The organism is Ruegeria sp. AB8, from assembly GCF_056542605.1.
On record NZ_JBQGAB010000009.1, the window covers coordinates 140,215 to 162,962 of the forward strand.

The following is a 22,748-nucleotide window of genomic DNA, read 5'->3' on the forward strand; positions in this document are numbered from 1 at the left end:
AAATTCGACTGCTTCGGACAGCCTGAGGTTTAGTCGCCGGATTTCAGCGCTGCACCCAGGATATCGCCCAGCGATGCGCCCGAGTCGGAGGAACCGTACTGTTCCACGGCCTCTTTCTCTTCGGCGATCTCGCGTGCTTTGATCGACAGGCCCAGACGGCGAGTCTTGCTGTCGACGTTGGTGACGCGGACGTCAACCTTGTCACCGGTCGAGAAACGCTCGGGGCGCTGCTCGGCACGGTCACGCGACAGGTCCGAACGACGGATGAACGACTTCATGCCTTCGTATTCGACCTCGATGCCGCCATCTTCGATCGCGGTGACTTCAACGGTGATGACCGAGCCACGCTTCACGCCGCCCACGGCTTCGGCGAACTTGTCACCGCCCAGGGCTTTGATCGACAGCGAGATACGCTCTTTTTCAACGTCAACTTCCGAAACGACGGCCGAAACCATGTCGCCTTTGCGGTAGTTCTGGATCGCATCCTCGCCACGCTCGTCCCAGGACAGGTCGCTGAGGTGAACCATGCCGTCGATGTCGCCTTCGAGGCCAATGAACAGACCGAATTCGGTGATGTTCTTGACTTCGCCTTCGACCTCGGTGCCCTCGGGGTGTGTTTCTGCAAACACTTCCCACGGGTTGCGCTGAGTCTGCTTCAGGCCCAGAGACACGCGACGCTTGGCGCCGTCGATTTCCAAAACCATAACGTCGACTTCCTGGCTGGTCGAAACGATCTTGCCGGGGTGGACGTTTTTCTTGGTCCAGGACATCTCGGACACGTGCACCAGACCTTCGACGCCGGCTTCCAGCTCGACGAACGCGCCGTAGTCGGTGATGTTGGTGACGCGACCCTGATGGACCGAGCCCAGCGGGTATTTTGCAGCAACCAGATCCCACGGATCTTCCTGCAGCTGCTTCATACCCAGGCTGATGCGGTGGGTCTCTTTGTTGATCTTGATGACCTGAACCTTGATGGTTTCGCCGATCGTCAGGATCTCGGACGGGTGGTTCACACGGCGCCATGCCATGTCGGTGACGTGCAGCAGGCCGTCAACGCCGCCCAGGTCAACAAATGCACCGTATTCGGTGATGTTCTTGACGACACCCTCGACGGTCTGACCTTCGGACAGGTTGCCGATGACTTCGGCACGCTGTTCGGCACGCGATTCTTCCAGGATAGCGCGGCGCGAAACAACGATGTTGCCACGGCGGCGGTCCATTTTCAGAATCTGGAACGGCTGCTTCAGACCCATCAGCGGGCCAGCGTCGCGCACAGGGCGAACGTCAACCTGCGAGCCGGGCAGGAACGCAACTGCGCCACCCAGATCGACGGTGAAGCCACCTTTGACGCGACCGAAGATTGCACCTTCGACGCGCTGGTCGTCGGCATATGCTTTTTCCAGACGGTCCCATGCCTCTTCACGGCGGGCCATCTCGCGCGAGATGACGGCTTCGCCACGGGCGTTTTCTGCAGCACGCAGGTATACTTCGACCTCGTCACCAACAGCGATTTCAGGAGCTTCGCCGGGATTTGCGAATTCTTTCAGATCAACGCGGCCTTCCATTTTGTAGCCGACGTCGATGATGGCCTGACCGGCTTCAATCGCCAGAATCTTGCCTTTGACAACAGAACCCTCTTCGGGTGTGTCCATTTCGAAGCTTTCATTAAGGAGGGCTTCGAATTCCTCCATGGATGCGTTAGCCATGTGGCGTTGTTTTCCTTTACTTACGTTTTTACTGGCCGAGCGGTTGTCTCCGCCGGTCTTGTTTCATGATGTCTTCTGGCGTGATCCGGGGCGCATCCGATTACACAAACACAAAGGGCCGAGGTGACCCGGCCCTGCTCAGATACGTCATCCGGACGTTGACCGCCCTTGTTCAGACAGCGCGCGTATAGGCGGATTTGCTGACCGGTGCAAGTGGAAAGCCCATATTTCCAAGGTAAATGGCCTATTGGGCGCGATCCTGCCGCTCCGGCTGATCGAATTTTGGCCTCCAGATCCGGGCGTCCCGCTTCAGCATTGCCCGTTCAATTGCATCCAGCCGGGTTTTCGCCGCTTCCGGATTATGGGTTCCGCCTGCACGAATCTAGATTCGTTTTGCGGAAGCCGGGCTCCACGGAAGGCAGGCGGCTGCAAGCCATTGACGCAATTCAGGCGGCAGCGCGTCGTAAGCCCGCATTGGTGAACCGCCTCTTATCCTGGGATGGAGACTGGTGTTTTGATTTCGCCGCCTGTGCCTGCCCCGGCTGACACCCCCAGAGGAAGTCGCGCCCATATTTCCGCCTTTGCTCAAAAACAAATAGATATGTTATGACATTACATTTCATGCAGAAGGACACAACCGCGCAAATGACACCAAATCACTTTCCCGGAATGTCGCAATCAAACCTGCGACCAGGCCCGACCCGACGGTATGAAGTGAGGCGGAGGACCCCATGACTCAGCAAAATACGAATTTTCTTGTCATCATTTCGGACGAACATCGCAAGGATGCCATGGGTTGCGCAGGGCACCCGATCGTGAAAACTCCGCATCTGGATGCGCTGGCCGCACGGGGCACGATGTTCCAGGCCGCCTACACGCCGTCGCCAATGTGTGTCCCGACCCGCGCAGCGCTGGCCACCGGTGAATGGGTGCACCGCACCGGCAATTGGGACAGCGCCTCGCCCTACGCCGGAGAGCCTCGCAGCTGGATGCGGCAGCTGCGCGACGCCGGGCGCGAAGTGGTTTCCATCGGCAAACTTCATTTTCGGTCGGCCGACGATGACAACGGGTTTTCGGAAGAAATCATTCCAATGCACGTGGTCGGCGGCGTCGGATGGCCCGTCGGTCTGCTGCGGGAAAACCCACCGCCCTACGATTCAGCCGCTGAACTGGCAGGTGACGTGGGTGCTGGCAGCAGCACCTATACCGACTACGACAAGGCCATCTCAAATGCCACCGAGGCTTGGCTGGCGGATCCCAAGCGCCTGGAGCAACCCTGGGCCGCCTTTGTTTCGCTGGTCAGCCCGCATTACCCGCTGACCTGCCCTGAGGAATGGTACAACCTTTACGACCCCGCCGACATGGACCTGCCGGTCGGTTACGGCGAAGGCCTGCCCGAACATGGAGAGCTGCGCAATATCGCCGCCTTCTTCAACTACGAGGACTATTTCGATGAACGGAAGATGCGCGAAGCAAAGGTTGCCTATTACGGCCTGACCTCGTTCATGGATCATTGCGTCGGCCGCGTGGTTGCCGCGCTGGATGCCAGCGGACAATTGGACAATACCGTTATCCTATATGTGTCGGACCATGGCGACATGATGGGGGATCAGGGATTCTGGACCAAGATGGTCATGTACGAAGCCAGCGCCGGTGTGCCTATGATTGCTGCCGGTCCCGGAATTCCCGCAGGCCGCACTGTTTCGACCTGCACAAACCTGACCGATATAGCCGCCACCGCCCGCGAGGTCTGTGGTGTTGCCGATGACGAAGGGAACGCCGGACAGCCCGGTCTGTCGCTGCGTACCATCGCCAATGCGCCAGACGACCCGAACCGTACCGGTTTCAGTGAGTACCATGATGGCGGTTCAAAAACCGGCAGTTTCATGGTGCGCTGGGGCCGCTGGAAATATGTCCACTACGTTGGTCAACCACCCCAGTTATTCGATCTGGAAACCGACCCGCACGAACTGGTGAACCGCGCGGTGGATCGGGTAGACGACCCCGACGTTGCCGCCGCGCTGGCTGAGGGTGAGCGCCGCTTGCGCGAAATCTGCGATCCGGAAGAAGTCAACGCCCGTGCTTTTGCCGACCAGCGCCGCAAGATCGAAGCGCTGGGAGGGGAAGACGCTTGCCGCACGGCCTTCGTCTTCAACCATACGCCGACGCCGACCGAACAGGACGAGTTGCGCGAGGGATCCGCGCTATAGCGTCAGATCACTTCGCTCCGCGGCCCCGACTACGGAGGTCCTAATAACACCCGAGTGACCGCAACAGGGGCAGAGTTTCGAAGCTCTGCCCCTGATAAGTTCTTCCAACCCCTCTTTCTGAGAGGCGGGGAACTTTAGAACAGCTGCAAATCCTTCGCGCCGCTTTGGATTTCCGCGAAATTGGGCATGTTGTGGATCACCGCCGGAGCAGGGACCGCACCCGGCATGGCCACTGTGGGTTTCATTGCAGCCGCCTTGCCAAAGGCTGGTCTCTCCAGTTCTCCCCGGATATCGCGCAGCAGCGTCTTGTGATCCGGCATCGTTTTGAGGATCTGTGCAAGGTGCCCCTTCGCGCCCTTCCACCACTGGAACCAAATCGGTCGGTTCAACGGTCGCAACCGATCACGGATACCCTCACCATAACCCGTATCATAGACCTGCTTGCCCAAAAGAACCGTCTGATAGACCCGGTGGTCAAACAGCGTTGCAAACTCGACATCGTGCTGCATCGGAAGCCGGTGCTGCCACAATTCCAGGTTCTCGGCCAACCGATCCGGTACTTTCATCTCGGTGCGTGCATCGATCCAGTATTGGTCGTCCGTGCGGTTGCCCAGTTGGTAATGCAGACAGATGAATTCCAGAACTTCGCCATAAAGCTTGTCCATCTGCCGATTATATCTGGCGCGCAAGGACGGCTCCATGTCACGTGTGGGCAGGTGTTCGGCGAACCAACGCACTGCATGATCAATCATATGGATCGCGGTACTTTCCAAAGGCTCAATAAAACCACCGGACAGACCGATCGCCACACAGTTCTTGACCCAGGCGTTGCGCACACGACCGATGCGCATGGGGATCACGCGTGGCGTCGCCCCCTTGCCGCTGTCCCCCAGCCATTCGAGGTATTCATCCGCCGCCTGATCATCCGTGCGGTGTGCCGACGAGAACACATAACCGGTGCCCACACGGTTATAAAGCGGCACCCGCCATGTCCACCCTGCGCCCAGTGCGGTAGACCGCGTAACGCTTTCGATCTTTTCCGGGTTGGGATGCTCGATCTGCAACGCCATGGCGCGGTCGTTAGGCAGATAATCCGAATAATCCATAAACGGCTCGCCAAGTGCCTTGTTGATGACCAACCCGCGAAAACCGGTACAATCGACCACCATCTCGACGTCATGGCGGCCTTTGCGGTCCAACATCAGGTGGCTGACATTGCCCTGTTCATCCAGCTCTACTGACTGCACTTCATCCTGGATATGCTCCACACCGCGCTTGGTGCAGACCTTGGTCAGCATGCCTGCGAACTTTACGGCATCCAGATGATACGCATAGCCAAAGCGCTGTTCAAATTCGGGCTGACCCAGTTGCCGTGCGCCTTTACACAATCGCGCCAGATCATCGTGTGGCGAGATTGATTGCGTGAAGTCCCGATCCCCATTGCCAAAGCGCAGGAAATATTCGGCGGCCTCCAACCCCTCCAGCATCTGGCCATGGGCAAAAGGGTTCACGTAGTCGATGCGATTGCCTTTGGCGTCCTTGTTCCAGTTGCAGAATTTCACACCCAGCTTGAACGATGCGTTGGTCTCGCGGAAAAAATCCCGCTCTGATATGCCTGCCTGCCGGAGCGTGACGGGCATGCGCGGAACCGTGGCTTCGCCAACTCCAACGGTGGCGATATTCGGGCTTTCGATCAGGCAGATACGCGGGCGATCCTTGGGTGCTGACGTGCGTGAAAGCACCATTTCCAGAATCAAGGCGGTCATCCAACCAGCCGTACCACCACCTACGATGGTGATTTTACTCAAACGATTATTCATGTATTTCTGTCCCTGTTGGCTTGGGGGATTTCTTGGCTGCCTGCCCTTTTTTTGTTTTTGGGCTTGTGTGGCAGCCTTCCCTTTTCGCTGCGGGAAACTATAGCAGTTTTCCTGCTTTCAGCTAGAGCCTATGAAAATATGGCATTCAGACCCGTCCATGCGTCCGAAATCGCAACAGAAAACACTCATCGCTTTGCTCCCGGCACCACATGAAACCATGGCGCGCCAGTCGTCACGGTGCTGTACATCGTCTTCAGAACGTGGGTCCCTGCGAAACAGGGCAGTATCAGGAAAAACTCCAGTTTCGGGCGCGGATCAGATTTCCTCGCCCTTCTTCAAAAGCTCTTCGATCAGGGCGCGCTGCAGGTCGGTACTGTCGCCGCCTCCAAACTCTGCCGCACCACCGGTGTAAAGGGTGCCGTAGGTCGCGGCGATGTTCACGGTCTGGGCCAGCCCCGAGATCAACTGGTCTTTTCTCAGTGAAGACAACGGGTGGACGAACGCAGCCCACAAAGTGCCATTGGCGATCGCGTAACGCGCATCCAGCGTACTGTCGAAATTGGCCTGCATCATGCGCCGCAGATCATCATCCGACAGCCCCTCGGCACTGCGGATCGGGACCATGGCGCGCATCCGGTCGGCATTAATGTCTGTCACCACCAACATCGGATAATCCGCAACCGTCATCTGAAACCCGGGGCCCTGCGGTTGTGCTTCCGGGTCGAGCGCAAAGATGATCTTGCCCAGACGCTCGTAATCCATTGCCGGCTCGGGTGCCTGCCCGTCTTGAGCCGCCAGTCCTCCGGCCAGAAAAATCAGCAATACGGCTAGTCGGATCATGGCATTTCTCCTGCAGGCTATTCCTTCACAATAGAAAGCCACCTTCTCACTGGCCAAACAAAGCTTGGTGAAGAGTATTCCCGGCAAGCCCCATCTTTGAACGATCTGCAAAACCTGACGGCCTTCCTGCGATAGTTCGTACAAGAACAGCCGCCTATCTTTGTTTCAGCGGTTGGCGCACCAGCCAGCCCGAACCTGAACACGAAAGGAAATGCAATGAAAAATCTGGTCCTGACCACCCTGATCGCAACCCTGCCGCTGATCGCTGCCCCGGCCTTTGCCGCCGATGAAATCAACGTTTCGAACGGCATATCGGCAGCGGGCGCGCCTTTGGCGGCCCATGGCGTCGATCTGGTCGCGCTGGTCAATGACGGCAACCCGGTAGAGGGTTTTGCAACCCATTCCGCCACCTATGACGGGGCGTCGTACTACTTCACCAGTGCCGCGAACCGCGAAGCGTTCGAGGCCAACCCGGCCGCCTATCTGCCGCAGCATGGCGGATTCTGCTCGTATGGCGTGTCCGTGGGCAAGAAGTTCGACGGCGACCCGGATCAGTATCTGGTGGCTGATGGAAAACTGTACCTGTTCCTGAACGCCGATACCCGCGCTGCGTTCCTGAAGGACGTCCCCACCACGGCAAAAACGGCTGACGACCAGTGGGCAAGCATCAAAAGCATTGCCGTCGGCGAACTGTAATCAGGCAACCCGCTGCACTACGGTGTCGCGGGTCGTTTTTGTTTGATGACCCCTATGGCCTGTTCCAATGCAGCTTCGATACTCAGATCAGAGGTATCGAGCAGAACCGCGTCATCTGCGGGCTTCATCGGCGCCGCGCTGCGTTCCGCATCCCGCGCGTCACGCTCCCGTACATCCGTCAGGACCTGATCGCGTGTGACATCAGCCCCTTTCGCATTGAGTTCAAGATAGCGACGTTCTGCGCGCACCTCGGCACTGGCGGTGACGAACAGTTTCACTTCCGCCGCCGGACATATCACGGTTCCGATATCGCGACCGTCAAGCACGGCCCCCCCCGCCCGACGGGCAAAGGTGCGCTGGAAATCCACCAACGCGGCGCGCACTTCGGGGATCACCGCAATTATCGAGGCCGCCTGTGCAATCTCGGCCGTTCGCAGATCACCCTGAGCCAGTTCTTCAGCGGTCAACGCAAGCGCCGCCGCAACCGGGTCCACACCAACCAGTGTGTGCCTGCCCACGGCACGATACAGCAGCCCCGTGTCCAGATGCGCAAAGCCGAAATGTGCGGCGACACCCTTGGAAATCGTGCCCTTACCCGCCGCCGCAGGACCGTCTATGGCGACCGTAAAACTCATGTACGCTCGACCTTCGCCCCCAAGGCCGCCATCAGTGGTTCGAAAATCGGGAACGAAGTTGCAATCGGGCCGCCGTCATCGACAGATACCGGTAATTTCGCACCCATGCCCATGACCATAAAAGACATGGCAATGCGGTGGTCGAGAAAGCTCTCACACGTGCCGCCACCTGGGATGTTACCGATGCCGAGGCCCTCGACCGACCACCAGTCGTCGCCCTCGTCCACTGTCACGCCATTGGCGCGCAGCCCGCGCGCCATAGCGTCGATGCGATCGCTTTCCTTGACGCGCAGTTCCTTAACGCCGCCCATCATCATGGTGCCGGTGGCATTGGCCGCTACCACAGACAGCACCGGGTATTCGTCGATCATCGAGGCCGCGCGTTCCGGTGGCACGTTGATGCCCTTCATGTTGGGTGAATATTTGGCGCGCAGATCAGCGACTGGTTCGCCGCCCTCTTCGCGCTCATTCTCATATGTCAGGTCTGCGCCCATCTCGCGCAACGTCGTGAACAGCCCTGCGCGGGTCGGGTTCAGACCGATACTGGGAACCAGCACGTCAGAACCGGGCGTGATCAGCGCCGCACAAACCGGGAAGGCCGCGCTGGACGGATCCCGCGGAACGGCAATAACCTGCGGCTTCAACTCGGGGCGACCGGTCAACGTGATCACGCGACCCTCGTCCGTGTCCTCAACCGTGATCTCCGCTCCGAAACCGGCCAGCATCCGCTCGGAATGGTCGCGGGTGGCTTCTTTTTCGATAACCACGGTCTTGCCCGGTGCGTTCAGACCGGCCAGCAGGACGGCCGACTTGACCTGAGCCGAGGGGACGGGAACTTCGTAGCGAACCGGCACTGGCTCGGCCGCGCCCACGATTGTCATCGGCAGACGCCCGCCGGAACGACCGACAGATTGCGTGCCAAACAGCGCCAGCGGATCGGTGACCCGCGCCATGGGGCGCTTGTTCAGGCTGGCGTCGCCAGTAAAGGTCGCGGTGATAGGCGACGTCGCCATCGCCCCCATGATCAGGCGCACTCCGGTGCCCGAGTTGCCACAGTCGATCACCTGATCGGGCTCGGCAAAGCCGCCAACCCCGACGCCATGCACGGTCCATTCGCCGCCGCCGTGATCCGTGACTTCGGCCCCAAAGGCCCGCATGGCCTTGGCGGTGTCCAGAACATCCTCGCCCTCCAGCAAACCCGAAATTCTTGTTTCGCCAACCGCCATCGCGCCCAGAATCAGCGACCGATGCGAGATCGACTTGTCGCCGGGCACCTCTGCCGTGCCGGTCAGCGGGCCGCAGGGATGCGACGTCATCGGGATGGGCGTTCCGTGTCCGGACATGGGGGCTCCTTTTGCGCTATCAGTGCTCAAGCCGATTAGCGAATTGGGGCCGGTTGGTCCAGCGGCAAAGCGACCGCAAGATTGAACAGAATTTGGGGCATCAGCAGGTTTCAGGCTATTATGGCGACATTTAGGACGCATTCGTTTTGATTCACACAAATCACTCCGAGGTCTAATCATGTCACAACTTCGATCCATGCTTTCCAAGGGAACCGAAACCTACTTTCAGCCCGAAGACCCCTTGAAGACTGACAGTGTTCTGCAGATGCGCCTGGCCTTTTTGGTCGGGTTGGTCGCCTTCGGCCTGCCAATAATTCTTGCCAGTGGCGCAATATTTGGCGGCAGCTGTTTTCGTGACAGCATCAGCCACTTTTATTACGCCCAGTTTCTGGGGGCGATTTTTGTCGGATTACTGATATTCATCGGTGGTTTTCTGATCGCTTATACCGGTGACCACTGGCTTGAGGATCTTGGGTCCTTTATTGCCGGATTAGGTGCCTGCTTTGTTGCGGTATTCCCGACAAGCGGGTCTGGCTGCGAAGAACCGGTCAGCTTCCAGTCGCGTATTTTTGCCGATGTGAATCAAACACCGCCACCGGTCTTGTCTGACCCCGATCCCGAAGCATTTTTCACGCTGTTTTCCGGTGCCCCGCATTTGCATGCCTGGTCTGCCGGTATCTTGTTTATCTATCTGGGCCTTTATTGTCTGTTTGTTCTGCGCCGCGTGGTTCCCGAGCGTCACATCAAAAACGGTCAATTGATCGAGACAAAAAGACGGCGCAACACGTTGTATACGTTGTGCGGCATCACGATCCTGTTGTGCGTTCTTGTGCTGGGAATCGTCGCGTTTTCCGGCGAAGGCGCCCAGAGAGGGTGGAAGTCCCACAATCTGACCTTCTTTGTGGAATCCATCGCGCTTTGGGCGTTCGGGCTGGCGTGGTTTGCCAAAGGCAGGGCCTTTCCCAACCTGCGGGACCCCGCGCCTTAGCGCTCAGGTCTTGCGGAACGTCAAATAATGCGGTGTACGCCCCTCGCGCAGGGCTTTTTGTTCATACCGGGTGGAAATCCAGTCGTCCCATGGCATACGCCAGTCCTGCGGGCGTTCCGCCAGCCATTCGAAACCGGCGCGCGGAACTTCCTCGAGTGTCTGCCGCACATAGTCCGGAATGTCAGTCGCCACGCGAAAAATCGACCCCGGCTTGAGGGTGCGCGCCAAGGGCTCCAGATGTTCATGCGTGACGAAGCGGCGACGATGGTGCCGGGTTTTCGGCCACGGGTCCGGGTAAAGCAGAAAGGCGCGCGAGATGCTTGCCTCGGGCAGCACATCGAACAGATCACGCGCATCGCCGGGATGGATGGCGAGATTCTCAACCTCGGCCCGGCGAATTTTCCCCAGCAGCATGGCAACGCCGTTAATGTAGGGCTCGGCCCCGATGATGCCGACACCGGGGTTGTTTTGGGCCTGATGAACCAGGTGTTCACCGCCGCCAAATCCGACTTCTAGCCAGACATCCCGGCCGCCAAACAGCGCCTGCAAGTCCAGAGGGTTCCGTTCGGGGTTGGTGTCCCAGTCAACCACACCAGGTGACAATGCTGCGAGGTCTTCATTCAGATAGGTCTTTTGGCTGGGCTTCAGGGTCTTGCCCTTGAAGCGGCCATAGAAGTTTCTGCGCGGGCGTTGCGGGGTCTCGGTGCTCATGGCGGTGCCCATACTGCCCGCGCCCGGGCATTGCAAGTGGCAGAGGCCAGAGGACCAGCCCCCACAAACCCGAGGTGTCTTCAAACAAAAAGGAACGCGCCCTGATGGGCGCGTCCCCCGGTAATTTCCGGTCAGACCGCGGCTTTCAGCGCATCCACCAGGTCGGTGCGTTCCCAACTGAAACCGCCATCCGCTTCCGGCTCGCGCCCGAAATGGCCGTAGGCCGCAGTGCGCTGGTAGATCGGTTTGTTCAGTTCCAGATGCGTCCGGATACCGCGTGGCGTCAGGTCCATGACCTGCCCGACGGCATTTTCGATCGCTACATCCTCGATCTCGCCAGTGCCGTGAGTATCGGCATAGATAGACAGGGGTTTTGAAACACCGATCGCATAGCTCAACTGGATTGTGCAGCGCTCGGCCATTCCGGCGGCAACGACGTTTTTGGCCAGATAGCGCGCGGCATAGGCTGCCGAGCGGTCGACCTTGGTCGGATCCTTGCCCGAAAACGCCCCGCCCCCATGCGGCGCGGCGCCGCCATAGGTGTCCACAATAATCTTGCGACCCGTCAGCCCCGCATCACCGTCCGGTCCACCGATGACGAATTTACCCGTGGGGTTAACGTGCCATTCTGTGTCAGCCGACAACCAGCCCTCGGGCAAGGTTTCCCGGATGTAAGGTTCGACGATGGCGCGGATGTCGTTCGAGGACAGCGCCTCGTTCAGGTGCTGTGTCGACAAAACGATGGAACTGACGCCGACAGGCTGGCCGTCGCGATAAATCACAGACAATTGTGATTTTGCATCCGGCCCAAGCGCAGGCTCGGTGCCATTTTTACGAACCTCCGCAAGACGACGCAGGATCGCGTGCGAGTACTGGATCGGTGCAGGCATCAGCGCAGGCGTTTCGGTGGTGGCATAACCGAACATGATCCCCTGATCGCCGGCACCTTCATCCTTGTTGCCCGACGCATCCACGCCTTGTGCGATATGCGCGGATTGTTCGTGCAGCAGGTTGGTGACTTCGACCGTTTCGTGGTGAAACTTGTCCTGCTCGTACCCGATATCCTTTACGCAGGCGCGCGCGATCTCGTCGATACGGCGCATATATTCGTGCAACCGGTCCTGATCTGAAAGACCGACCTCGCCTCCGATTACAACGCGATTGGTCGTCGCGAATGTCTCGCAGGCGACACGCGCTTCGGGTTCTTCGTTCAGAAATGCATCAAGCACAGCATCGGAGATGCGGTCGCAGACCTTGTCCGGGTGCCCTTCGGAAACGGACTCCGAAGTAAAGGTATAGTTTTGTCGGGACATGAAAGTGCTCCATTATGGTTTTCCCATCACGCCAGGAAGCCGTTGTGACAGGCATCAGGATGCATAAATCGCCTGGCCAGAAGGGTCAATCCGCATTTATGATCCGGCCCGCCTAGCAAGCAGCCAGGACACCAAAAACATGGCCAATAAAGCCAAAAGCATCGGACTATCCCCAATGCGCGAATAAAAAGTTTCCGTCAGGGGGGCCGGAAGCTGTGCATCCACGTAGCCTGCCTGCCCCAAGGGCAATGCGCTTGTGATGCGCCCCAGCGGGTCAATCATGGCCGATACTCCGGTGTTGGCCGACCGCATCATCGGCAGACCCATCTCAATCGCGCGCATCTGGGCCTGCGCCAGATGCTGGTAAGGGCCGGATCGTGTTCCGAACCACGCGTCATTGGTGATTTGCAGCAGGTAATCCGCGCGCCCGGGGGCCGACAGGACGTCCTGAGTAAACACCGCCTCGTAACAGATAAGCGGCAACGCCCGGCCGAGCATGCCCGTATCCATCAGGGCTGGCCCGGGTCCGGAACTGAAACCGTTGCCCGTAGTCGTGGCCATGCCGTGAACTCCGAAACGAACCATCAGATTCCCGAAAGGCACATATTCCCCGAATGGCGCAAGGTGATGCTTGTCATACAGCTCCTGCTGCTGGGCATCTTGATCCAGCAAGATCATGGAATTGTAGATACGGGCACCATCACTGCGTTGGATACCCAGAACAACCGGAACACCCTGGGCGGCATCCGCGATGGCGTTCAGATAAGGTTGCGCCCCGCTCAGCCACGCCGGTACGGATGTTTCGGGCCAGACAATCAGATCGGGACGCGGTTCAGCGGCGGTATATTCTACCTGCCGCGCAAAAAACAGCGGCGTGAAATCCGGATCCCATTTCTGGTGTTGCGGTGCATTGGGCTGCACCAAACGCACGACGTGATCGGTGTCAGTCACATTGGGCCTGCTGAGCGCATATACCCCGGCCAGAATCGCAAGCCCAGCCGTCATCGCGATTGGCATTGCCAGGTCCCGAGTGTCTTCGCGCTTGGTCAGGCCCGCGCCCAAAGGCAGGGTGGCAAAAAGAGTCATCGCGCCCAAGCCGTAAGGCCCGATCAGCGACAGCAGTTGCGCCACAGGTGTACCGACCCAGATCTGCGCCAGCCCTGCCCAGGGAAAACCTGTGAACACATATCCGCGTGCCAGTTCAACCAATGAAATTGCGGTCGCCAGCAAACACGCCTGCAAAATCGCCGGAGCGCCGGGGTGCCGCGAGACACGAAACGCCAAAGCCCAGAACAACGCCAGCCCGCCGGCCAGGAATACCAGCGCAAAGGGCGCCATCCAGGCGTGGCGCGCGGCGTCAACCTGAAACGGCTCGACAATCCAGGACAGCGCGTGCGCGAAATAGCCGGTTGCAAAGGCCCATCCCAACCAACCTGCGCGCGCCCTTGTTTCTGTTGTCAGAAACAAGGGCGCGATCAATACCAGGGCGACCAGAGTTGCCAGCCAATATCCGAACGGCGCCAGGCCAAACGCAGCCAGCGCCCCAAGCAACCCGGCCAGCGCCACCCTCAACAGGAAGGGCCAGCCTTTGGCAGGGTTCATGCAACCTGATCCGGCAACATGATACGCAATCGCTTGATGCGCCGGGGATCGGCGTCGATGACTTCGAACTCGGGGCCTTCGGGGTGCAGTACGACCTCTCCCCTCGTCGGGACGCGCCCGGACAACATGAAGACCAGACCGCCCAGCGTATCGATCTCTTCTTCATCGACATCTTCGTGGCTGGTCAGCGAACGTCCGATTTCGGCCTCGAAATCCTCAAGCGGGACCTTCGCCTGAACGACATAGCAGCCGGGCTTCTCCTGAACCCACAACTGACTTTCATCGGCATCATGTTCGTCGGCGATCTCACCCACAACCTGTTCGATCAGGTCTTCGATGGTCAGCAGGCCATCAACCCCACCGTATTCGTCGATCACCAGCGCCATATGGCGTCGCTCTGTCTGCATCTTTGTCAGCAAAACCCCGATCGGCATCGATGGCGGCACAAAAAGAAGCGTGCGCAGCATCGAAACAAGGTCAAATTCAGCCGATCCGCCATTGAACCCGTGGGTCAGAGCAAAATCCTTGAGGTGCACAAACCCCAAGGGCGTATCCAAGGTCCCGTCGTAAACCGGTATCCGTGACAAGCCGCTGTCACGAAACAGCTGCGCCAGTTCATCCTTGCTGATCGTTGACGGGACCGCGACGATATCCGCAGACGGGATTGCAACATCCTCGACCCGCATACGGCGAAGGTTGATCATGCCGCGGGGCTGAATCATGTCGGTGTCATGTCCGTTGGCCACGCTAGCGGTGTCGTCACTCTGCGATGTAAATGCATCAACGATCCGGGAAAAAAGTCCGGATTTATCTTTACTTTCAATGTTGCCATCCTCTGGTTGCGCGCTTTGCGCCGCCATAGAACTGCCGTCTGTATCGCCCATTATCCTGTTCCAACTGTGCGGGCCCGAGGCCCCATTCATACATTATATGGGTCATCAATACCCATTTTGCCAAGTATCTCGACCTCGACCGCCTCCATCAAAGTGGCGTCAGGGTCACGAATGTGATCATACCCCAGCAAATGCAACACACCGTGAACGATCAGATGTGTCACGTGGTCACCCATGGGTTTGCCCGCCTCTGCGGCCTCGCGCTGGCAGGTCTCGAAGGCTATGGCGATATCCCCCAGCACGATCTCACCCGTGAAGTCCGGACTTGGTTGCGCGGGGATTCCGCCTGGGTCCGCCGGTGAAAGATCCTCGGCGGGCCAGCTCAGCACGTTTGTCGGCACAGGCTTTCCCCGAAATTCCGAATTCAGATCGGCAATTCGGGCGTCATCACATCCCAGCAGGCTGATTTCACACTCATCGGACTCAAGCCCGCAATGGGTCAGAGCGCCAATGATCGCCCTTTGGGCCAAAGGCTCCAGCCCTGACCAGCGTACGTCTTCGACCGTTATTTCCAGGTTCATGCCTTTCACCCAATGCCTGTGCAGCGGGCACCTAGGTCACTCTGTGTCCCGGCCCGCGTCGGCCTCATACGCTTCGATGATGGCGGCGACAAGCGGGTGGCGGACAACGTCCTTGGAAGTGAAATAGTTGAAACTGATGTTGGGAATCGACTTGAGCAGCCGTTCCGCATCCCGCAAACCCGACTGAACACCGCGCGGCAGGTCCACCTGAGACCGGTCCCCTGTGATAACCATGCGGCTGCCTTCACCCAGTCGGGTCAAAAACATCTTCATCTGCATGGTGGTCGCGTTCTGCGCCTCGTCCAGCACCACAAAGGCATTGGCCAAGGTACGCCCCCGCATGAACGCCAGCGGCGCGATTTCGATTCGCTTTTCCTCGATCAGCTTGGCCAGTTGCTTGCCGGGCAGGAAATCATTCAGCGCGTCGTACAGAGGCTGCATGTAAGGATCGACCTTGTCCTTCATGTCGCCCGGCAGATAGCCCAGCTTTTCACCGGCCTCGACTGCGGGTCGGCTGAGGATGATCCGGTCGACCTGCCCACCAATGAACATCGACACCCCGGCGGCGACAGCAAGGTATGTCTTGCCGGTTCCCGCAGGCCCGATTCCAAAGGCCAATTCGTTGTTGAACAACGAGCGGACATAGGCTTTTTGGGCATCAGTGCGCGGTTCGACCAGCTTTTTGCGCGTCTTGATCTCGACAGTGCCGCCTTTGAACATTTCAAGCTGATCGCCGTCGCGCGTTCCGGTCTCGGCCTCGGAATTGCCCATGCGCAATTCCCTGTCGACATCGGCCGGCATGACCTCGCGCCCGCCTTCCAACCGGGTGTACAGGGCCTGCAGCACCTCGAGGGCCTGCTTTTGCGCGTCCTCATCGCCCATCACGACCAGTTGATTTCCCCGGCGCACGATCTGAACAGATAGCTTCTGTTCGATATCGGCCAGATTGCGGTCATATTCGCCGCATAGATCAATCAACAGTCGGTTGTTGGGAAATTCAACAAGCGCCTCGTTACGGGGCATGTCATTTTGCGGTGGGTTCAGGGCACCGATGGCCAATCCGTTCTCCTGTCTTGGCGTTTCAAAATCAGCGTAGACAACAATTCTTGTCGGGCGCAAGACAGAGTTTCAAATTTTCCCCCACGCATTGCAAAAGCGCCGCCGACCGTCCCCTTGCGCCTTGGGTCGCGTTTGGTGGAATGCGCCCTCAGAACCGGTAATTCAGACCGAACCGAAGCCCTTGGTACTTGGGCGTGGATTTTGTGGAAAAGCCCGAGTCGAACGTCACGTCTTTCGACTGGAACTGAACAAATTCATATTCACCGGTAATCGACCAGTTATCGGACAGGAAGTGCTCTGCCCCGACACTGACCGAGAACCCGCCGCGCTGGTCGCTTTCCTCAAAGGACTGAATGCGGGATACGGGGCCAAAGCTGTTGGAGGTGGTCACATCGCCCTGCACGTACCCGAGGGACACGAAATACAGAATATTTCCGCCCCGGTTTGTCACGCCATTACGAAACCGGACCGACAGGATATCGGATATTTCGGAGCTGCCCGTGACGGCAACGGACCCAACTTGAGTGGAAACACTGTCTTCCAATGATCCGAAATCGTACCCAAGCTCTAACCCGTAGACATAGTTGCGCCGACCGCTGATAGGCAGGCTGCCGCGCCATCCGCCCCGAATTCCGCCATATGAGCCGCTCAGGGTGAGATCGCCGACAGTCGTGGTGCCGGCAGGAGTTCTGAGGCCAAACCTGTCATCCCCCTCGCCCCCGTATCCGGCGCTGAGCCCGAGGTAGAACGCGCTGACATCATCGCCGTACCGTTTTGCGCTGATCACTTCAGCATCAGCAACATCGCCGTTGCGATCGCTGGCGGGGCTGGAACCGGCTTGAAACACCATCAAAAGGGCCAAAGGCAATGCTGCCCAAAACCTGGGTGAAACCGAATGTGCTCGCTTTTTCACTCGTACCCTCCTTTGCGCCGAACGGACCATCGGACCAACGCATATCCGCTCCAAAAAGGCGCGTGGGAACCGCCCCAAGGAAAGACTGGGTTTCCTCGACCATAGTTCGCAACGATAAATCAAGGGTAAATTTTGGAAACAAACACCAGTTATGGTGTCTGCGCCATGGATAACGACAGCCTCAGATCACTTCGCCCGCAAGCGAGTTTGCACCGGATTCGGTGATCAGCACGTCCCTCAGATCGCCCGCCACAATATCGGTGCCCGTAACGTGAACCGAATGCAGATACTCGGATTTTCCGACCATCTGGCCCGGCAAACGCCCTGGTTTTTCAAACAAAACCCGTACTTTTCTGCCGACCATGTCATCCTGGATCTCGCGCTGATGGCGGGTGATCAGCGCCTGCAGACGCTGCAGACGATCATCCGCCGCTTGCGGGTCGACCTGTTGCCGCTCGGCGGCCGGTGTGCCGGGGCGCGTCGAATACTTGAACGAATAGGCATATCCATACCGGACCTGCTCGACGAGCTCCATAGTCTCCTGGAAATCCTGTTCGGTTTCCTCCGGAAAGCCCACGATGAAATCGCCGGACATGACGATATCCGGCCGCGCAGCCCGGATACGTTCGATCAGGCGCAGATAGCTTTCGGCGGTATGGCTGCGGTTCATGCGCTTGAGGATCCTGTCCGATCCCGACTGCACTGGCAGGTGCAGATACGGCATCAGCTTTTCGCAGGTTCCATGCGCCTCGATCAGGTCATCCGCCATGTCATTGGGGTGAGATGTGGTAAAGCGAATACGCTCCAGCCCGTCGACCTTGTTCAACTCCCAGATCAGGCCGGCAAGCGACACATCCCCGTTCGGGCCCGCACCGTGATACGCATTGACGTTCTGTCCCAGCAGGGTGATTTCGCGCACGCCGCGGTCAACCAGATCCTGCGCCTCGCGGATGATACGGTCGGCAGGACGGCTGACTTCGGCCCCCCGCGTGTAGGGAACAACGCAGAAGGCACAGAACTTGTCGCAACCTTCCTGAACGGTCAGAAATGCGGTTGGCCCACGGCTGGCCTTTGGACGGTTCTTGAGCTTCTCGAACTTGTCCTCTTCCGGAAAATCCGTATCCAACGCCTTTTCGCCCGCGCGGGTCTTCGCCTCCATCTCGGGCAGGCGGTGATAGCTTTGTGGCCCCACAACCAGATCGACCAGAGGCTGGCGGCGCATGATTTCTTCACCCTCTGCCTGGGCGACACAGCCCGCAACGCCAATCTTGAGATCGGGTTTTTCGGCCTTCAACCCCTTGAACCGGCCCAATTCGGAATAGACCTTTTCGGCGGCTTTTTCCCGGATATGGCAGGTGTTCAGCAGGATCATATCCGCGTCATCCGGGCTTTTGGTTTCGACATAGCCCTTCCCACCCAGAGTTTCGGCCATACGCTCGCTGTCGTAGACGTTCATCTGGCAACCATAGGTCTTGATGTACAGCTTCTTGGGTTCTGACATGAAAACGGCCTTTGCATTCGCGGGATCGGCGTCGTCTATACCCATAGAACGCCGCTTGCAATGCCGACGCGATTAACCGATTTTGGCCGGCAATTCCAGCACGGCGGATCAAGACAGGCGATGCACTACAAGACCCTCGACACTTTTCTGCAATCCGGCAGCGCCGCCCTCGCCAAGGGACCCGTTGCCCTGGTCATCGCCGAGGACGACGTCGAACTTGACGGAACCATCCGCCACCATCTGAACCTTGGCTTCAAATCTCTGATCGCTTTGATGCCGCTGGAGTTTAATCTGGATCCGGAACTGTCCGAACGCGTTCACCGGGTAGATCAGACCTGCGCGCCACGAACCGTGGTCTTTGACGCACTAAACCGGATCATCCAGGCCGCGCCGGGGTTGTGGCTGTACTACTGCTACAACGCCGAGTACCTGTTCTTTCCGTTTTGCGAGACCCGAAGCATCGGCGAGATGCTGACGTTCCATACCGAAGAGCGCCGCAATGCGATGCTGTGCCACGTGATCGACCTTTATGCCGAAGACCTGACCGTATATCCCAACGGTGTCGCCCCTGATCACGCCATGCTGGACCGAACCGGATACTACGCGCACGCCCGCCACGATGCCGACGGACATCCGCTTGAGCGCCAGCTGGACATGTCAGGTGGCCTACGATGGCGGTTCGAGGATCACATCCCCTACGAACGCCGCCGCATTGACAGGATTTCCCTGTTCAAGGCGCAAAAGACCCTGACGCTGAAGCCGGACCACAGCTTTAACGAGGCGGAATACAACACGTATTCGTGCCCCTGGCATCATAACCTGACGGCCGCGATCTGTTCTTTCCGCGCCGCCAAGGCCCTTAAAAGCAATGCCGGTTCCACATTCGATATCCCGACCTTCCGCTGGCAGAATTCAGTGCCGTTTGAATGGACCTCGCAACAATTGCTCGATCTGGGCCTGATGGAATCGGGACAGTGGTTCTGACAAGCTTTTCGTCTGTTTGAAAATGCCGCGGTGGAAGCGCGGCATTGTTGCGATGGGGGCAGTGTCCCCTACCGCTGCAACAAGACCGGAAACCAGTCTTCGCGCAGACGTTGCCCGGGCTGCATGTCATGCCCCGGGAACGGCGGCGAAGTCCGGCCCGGGCGCTCGACATAGCGTGCGTCGTCACCGACCAGCCGCAACGAAAATGCCCGGCGGCGGCTGTCCGACTGATTGCCCCGCGCACCATGCAATGTGCGGTAGTTGAACGCCACCGCATCTCCCGGCTTCATCTCGAATTCGACGACCCGCATGCCTTCGGCATCCGGATCGGGCACGGGGATGTACTGGCCTTCATCCGCAAAGAACCCTTCCTCGGAAACCCATCGTGTCGGCAGGACTTCTTTTTCCCACCGGTGCGACCCGGCAACGCAGCGCAAGGTTGCCTGCTTGACCGGATCAAGTGGCGACCAGAAGCTGATCGTTTGCTGGCCATCAACAAAGTAATAGGGACCATCCTGGTGCCATGGGGTCGCCATCGAGGTTCCCGGTTCCTTGACCAGCACGTGATCATGAAACATCTGAACACTGCGCGACTGCATCAGGTCTGCAGCCACCTCGGCAGCCGGCGAGTTGCGGATCACATCTTCAAACTGCCCGATTCGCGACCAGTTGCAGTAATCGTCGAAAAACAGTCCGGTCTCGCCCTGTTTACGATTGTCGGACGCATACGGTCCAGGCTCGGCCATGTTTGCGGCCACCCCGTCGCGCAGAGCCTCTACGTGATCGGCAAATAGCCCTTTGATCAGGACCACGCCGTCTTCCTGAAAGGTGTCAATCATTTCCTGTGTAACAAGGGGGTGTGTCATCTCGGTCTCCGTGCGTTCCCTGCCCGATCTGCACATGAAAATTAATTCTATTCAAATAATATCTTTCGAACCTAGAATTAATGGTATGTTATACGTTACGCTCCGACATTATGAATATATCTGCGCAATTGGCCGCTACGGCAGCCTGTCCGCGGCGGCTCAGCAACTCAATGTCTCGCAACCTGCGTTGTCCACCGCCCTGACGCGGGTCGAGTCGCAATTGGGGTATCCGCTTTTTGCCCGCAAACGAGGCGCCGCGATGGCCGTCACGCCACAAGGCCGCCGGTTTATCGGCGAGGCTGAGGCGCTGCTGGACCGTGCCGCGCGGCTGGAATCGTCGGACCAGACCAACACCGGCGCGGCGACGCTGCGGATCGGGTGTTTCGTGGACCTGGCCCCTTTCCTGATGGCTCCGGCCTTGCACCTACTTCGGAATGCCCTGCCTGACGTCGCGATCACTTATCAGGTGGACGGATTCGAGGGGCTGATTTCGGGAATGATAGACGGGCGCATTGACATTGCCCTGACCTATGGGCTGAGCATGGATGCCGGTTTCTCGCGGCGCATCCTGTTCGACAACATCCCCCACGCGGTGATGCCGCCCGAGCATATTCTGACGGGCAACGACACAATTTCACTGAAGGAATTGGAATCGCACCCCCTAATCCTGTCTCAGGAGGGTTTGTCGGCGCAGCATGTGCTGGGCCTGTTCCGGCAAAACGGGTTGTCGCCCACCGTCGCGCACCGCGCGGCCTCGCTGGAAATCCAGCGCAGCCTTGCCGCCCACGGCGAGGGAATCGCAATCAGCTACGCCATCCCGCACAGCAATTTCAGCTATGACGGGCGACCGCTGACCAGCAAGCCGATATCCAACCCGGAAGCGGCAGAACCCGTGGTTCTGGCACGTCACGGAATAGGTCCGGCGGACAGCAATGTTCAAAAGGCGGAACAGGCTCTGGCTGAACTCGGCGGTTAAGAGGTGTTACTGCGTTTTGCGAAGGCGGATAACAACGTCAACCGACGCGATCTCGACCCCTTCAGGCGCTTCGGGAAGACGCTGGATCACCAGCTGATCCGAGGGCGCATCGCTCAGCCGGCCTTCGTCTTCCCAGAAGAAGTGCGGGTGGTCATGCGTGTTGGTGTCAAAATAGCTTTTTGACCCGTCCACGGTGATTTCCTGCAGAACACCGGCGTCGCAAAAGGCGCGCAGCGTGTTGTACACGGTCGCCAGCGACACCGCGTCGCCATTTTTCTTGGCCGCATCAAACAGGCTTTCGGCGGTGACGTGACGGTGTCTTCCGTCGCCAACAAGCAGCTCGGCCAAAGCAACACGCTGGCGCGTCGGGCGCAATCCGGCGTCTACAAGCCAAGTCGTGGCTCTGTTCTGGCTTTGAGGTGTCATGATTTCCGATACCCGCAATTCTGGCTGTCTTACATATAAGTGCTTCGCCCCCACAATTTCAAATGAAATTCATTCGCAAAGAATGGGCTGAGCGCGACATGATATGGACCACAACTCTTGCAGGCCCTTGCAAACGGGTGCTAGACGAGGCCAGATATAACGAACGGACCCCTGGCAGGAGAGGCGGCAGAATGGCCCAATTCCCGAGCAGTTTTGACAAGGATGATCTGCTGAAATGCGCCCGTGGCGAATTATTCGGCCCCGGAAACGCGCAATTACCTGCCCCACCGATGCTGATGATGGACCGGATCACCGACATTTCCGGCGATGGCGGCGAACATGGCAAAGGCCATGTGGTGGCAGAATTCGACATCAATCCTGACCTGTGGTTCTTTGACTGCCATTTCCCCGGCAACCCGATCATGCCAGGCTGTCTGGGTCTGGACGGGCTGTGGCAGCTGACCGGCTTCAATCTGGGCTGGCGCGGCTGGCAGGGGCGCGGATACGCATTGGGCGTGGGCGAGGTCAAGCTGACCGGAATGGTGCGCCCCGACCGCAAGATGCTGACATATTATGTGGATTTCACCAAAGCCGTGCAAACCCGCCGTCTGACCATGGGTGTGGCGGATGGCCGGGTCGAAGCCGACGGCGAAGTGATTTATCAGGTCAAGGACATGAAGGTTGCGCTGTCTGAAAGCTGAACGCGGCTGACGGACTGGTAACAAGGAACGGAATACAGGAGTAC

General features: G+C 58.6%; 22 protein-coding genes and 1 riboswitch. Of the genes, 6 read left to right on the top strand and 16 right to left on the bottom strand.

Features of this window, described 5'->3' with window-relative positions; genetic code table 11:
* Positions 1–29: 29 nt before the first annotated feature.
* Positions 30–1,706, bottom strand: coding sequence for a 30S ribosomal protein S1 (gene rpsA / locus ACR0CG_RS11375; protein WP_170613425.1), 1,677 nt, complete (start codon positions 1,704–1,706; stop codon positions 30–32).
* 382 nt (positions 1,707–2,088) lie between these two features.
* Positions 2,089–2,277: a DUF6525 family protein gene (locus tag ACR0CG_RS11380; RefSeq protein WP_480524901.1), complete on the bottom strand. Its 189-nt coding sequence runs from the start codon at positions 2,275–2,277 to the stop codon at positions 2,089–2,091.
* A 160-nt stretch (positions 2,278–2,437) separates the two neighbouring features.
* Here ACR0CG_RS11380 and ACR0CG_RS11385 point away from each other — a divergent pair, with 160 nt between their 5' ends.
* Positions 2,438–3,916: a sulfatase-like hydrolase/transferase gene (locus ACR0CG_RS11385; protein WP_480524904.1), complete on the top strand. Its 1,479-nt coding sequence runs from the start codon at positions 2,438–2,440 to the stop codon at positions 3,914–3,916.
* Positions 3,917–4,050: 134 nt separating this feature from the next.
* Here the strand turns inward: ACR0CG_RS11385 and ACR0CG_RS11390 are convergent, their stop codons facing one another.
* Together ACR0CG_RS11390 and ACR0CG_RS11395 are read right to left on the bottom strand one after the other, a co-directional pair.
* Positions 4,051–5,736 (bottom strand): tryptophan halogenase family protein, encoded by a 1,686-nt coding sequence (locus ACR0CG_RS11390; RefSeq protein WP_480524906.1) that lies wholly within the window; start codon positions 5,734–5,736, stop codon positions 4,051–4,053.
* A 315-nt stretch (positions 5,737–6,051) separates the two neighbouring features.
* Positions 6,052–6,576: a hypothetical protein gene (locus ACR0CG_RS11395; protein ID WP_480524908.1), complete on the bottom strand. Its 525-nt coding sequence runs from the start codon at positions 6,574–6,576 to the stop codon at positions 6,052–6,054.
* Positions 6,577–6,792: 216 nt separating this feature from the next.
* Between ACR0CG_RS11395 and ACR0CG_RS11400 the strand changes: the two genes are divergently transcribed.
* A complete protein-coding gene (locus ACR0CG_RS11400; protein WP_170816780.1) occupies positions 6,793–7,272 on the top strand; it encodes a YHS domain-containing (seleno)protein in 480 nt (159 codons plus the stop codon).
* A 17-nt stretch (positions 7,273–7,289) separates the two neighbouring features.
* On the opposite strand, the gene cmk is transcribed toward ACR0CG_RS11400, so the two are convergent.
* Complete coding sequence (gene cmk, locus ACR0CG_RS11405) at positions 7,290–7,907, bottom strand: (d)CMP kinase (protein WP_480524911.1); 618 nt, start codon at positions 7,905–7,907, stop codon at positions 7,290–7,292.
* Positions 7,904–9,250 carry a 3-phosphoshikimate 1-carboxyvinyltransferase gene (aroA, locus tag ACR0CG_RS11410; RefSeq protein WP_480524913.1) on the bottom strand — a complete coding sequence of 449 codons (1,347 nt, stop codon included), beginning with the start codon at positions 9,248–9,250 and terminating at the stop codon, positions 7,904–7,906. Before aroA ends, cmk begins: the two co-directional genes overlap by 4 nt.
* A gap of 178 nt (positions 9,251–9,428) precedes the next feature.
* Here aroA and ACR0CG_RS11415 point away from each other — a divergent pair, with 178 nt between their 5' ends.
* The gene (locus tag ACR0CG_RS11415) at positions 9,429–10,238 is read left to right on the top strand and encodes a hypothetical protein (RefSeq protein ID WP_480524915.1); all 810 of its coding nucleotides are present in this window, start codon (positions 9,429–9,431) and stop codon (positions 10,236–10,238) included.
* 3 nt (positions 10,239–10,241) lie between these two features.
* Here the strand turns inward: ACR0CG_RS11415 and trmB are convergent, their stop codons facing one another.
* From trmB to miaB, 8 genes are all read right to left on the bottom strand, one after another.
* Positions 10,242–10,949, bottom strand: a complete 708-nt coding sequence (trmB, locus tag ACR0CG_RS11420) for a tRNA (guanine(46)-N(7))-methyltransferase TrmB (protein WP_480524917.1) — start codon at positions 10,947–10,949, stop codon at positions 10,242–10,244.
* Between the two features lie 131 nt (positions 10,950–11,080).
* Entirely contained in the window at positions 11,081–12,262 is a 1,182-nt protein-coding gene (metK, locus tag ACR0CG_RS11425) for a methionine adenosyltransferase (protein WP_480524918.1), read from the bottom strand.
* A 5-nt stretch (positions 12,263–12,267) separates the two neighbouring features.
* Positions 12,268–12,316, bottom strand: a riboswitch (SAM-SAH riboswitch).
* A gap of 42 nt (positions 12,317–12,358) precedes the next feature.
* On the bottom strand, positions 12,359–13,864 hold the full coding sequence (gene lnt / locus ACR0CG_RS11430; RefSeq protein WP_480524920.1) for an apolipoprotein N-acyltransferase: 1,506 nt from the start codon (positions 13,862–13,864) through the stop codon (positions 12,359–12,361).
* A complete protein-coding gene (locus ACR0CG_RS11435) occupies positions 13,861–14,748 on the bottom strand; it encodes a hemolysin family protein (RefSeq protein WP_480524922.1) in 888 nt (295 codons plus the stop codon). The genes lnt and ACR0CG_RS11435 overlap by 4 nt, the downstream gene beginning before the upstream one ends.
* Before the next feature lie 35 nt (positions 14,749–14,783).
* Positions 14,784–15,278 carry an rRNA maturation RNase YbeY gene (ybeY, locus tag ACR0CG_RS11440; RefSeq protein WP_480524923.1) on the bottom strand — a complete coding sequence of 165 codons (495 nt, stop codon included), beginning with the start codon at positions 15,276–15,278 and terminating at the stop codon, positions 14,784–14,786.
* A 36-nt stretch (positions 15,279–15,314) separates the two neighbouring features.
* Positions 15,315–16,337, bottom strand: a complete 1,023-nt coding sequence (locus ACR0CG_RS11445) for a PhoH family protein (RefSeq protein WP_480524925.1) — start codon at positions 16,335–16,337, stop codon at positions 15,315–15,317.
* 148 nt (positions 16,338–16,485) lie between these two features.
* Positions 16,486–17,250: an outer membrane protein gene (locus tag ACR0CG_RS11450; protein ID WP_480524926.1), complete on the bottom strand. Its 765-nt coding sequence runs from the start codon at positions 17,248–17,250 to the stop codon at positions 16,486–16,488.
* Positions 17,251–17,431: 181 nt separating this feature from the next.
* Positions 17,432–18,751, bottom strand: a complete 1,320-nt coding sequence (gene miaB / locus ACR0CG_RS11455) for a tRNA (N6-isopentenyl adenosine(37)-C2)-methylthiotransferase MiaB (protein ID WP_480525028.1) — start codon at positions 18,749–18,751, stop codon at positions 17,432–17,434.
* Between the two features lie 120 nt (positions 18,752–18,871).
* On the opposite strand from miaB, the gene ACR0CG_RS11460 reads away from it, so the two are divergent.
* The gene (locus ACR0CG_RS11460; RefSeq protein ID WP_480524928.1) at positions 18,872–19,735 is read left to right on the top strand and encodes a hypothetical protein; all 864 of its coding nucleotides are present in this window, start codon (positions 18,872–18,874) and stop codon (positions 19,733–19,735) included.
* Positions 19,736–19,803: 68 nt separating this feature from the next.
* Here the strand turns inward: ACR0CG_RS11460 and ACR0CG_RS11465 are convergent, their stop codons facing one another.
* A complete protein-coding gene (locus ACR0CG_RS11465; RefSeq protein WP_480524930.1) occupies positions 19,804–20,601 on the bottom strand; it encodes a phytanoyl-CoA dioxygenase family protein in 798 nt (265 codons plus the stop codon).
* Positions 20,602–20,686: 85 nt separating this feature from the next.
* Here ACR0CG_RS11465 and ACR0CG_RS11470 point away from each other — a divergent pair, with 85 nt between their 5' ends.
* Entirely contained in the window at positions 20,687–21,577 is an 891-nt protein-coding gene (locus ACR0CG_RS11470) for a LysR family transcriptional regulator (protein ID WP_480524932.1), read from the top strand.
* Between the two features lie 6 nt (positions 21,578–21,583).
* Here the strand turns inward: ACR0CG_RS11470 and irrA are convergent, their stop codons facing one another.
* Positions 21,584–22,003 carry an iron response transcriptional regulator IrrA gene (irrA, locus tag ACR0CG_RS11475; RefSeq protein ID WP_480524934.1) on the bottom strand — a complete coding sequence of 140 codons (420 nt, stop codon included), beginning with the start codon at positions 22,001–22,003 and terminating at the stop codon, positions 21,584–21,586.
* Positions 22,004–22,194: 191 nt separating this feature from the next.
* Here irrA and fabA point away from each other — a divergent pair, with 191 nt between their 5' ends.
* The gene (fabA, locus tag ACR0CG_RS11480) at positions 22,195–22,704 is read left to right on the top strand and encodes a bifunctional 3-hydroxydecanoyl-ACP dehydratase/trans-2-decenoyl-ACP isomerase (protein ID WP_170807690.1); all 510 of its coding nucleotides are present in this window, start codon (positions 22,195–22,197) and stop codon (positions 22,702–22,704) included.
* Positions 22,705–22,748: the final 44 nt, after the last annotated feature.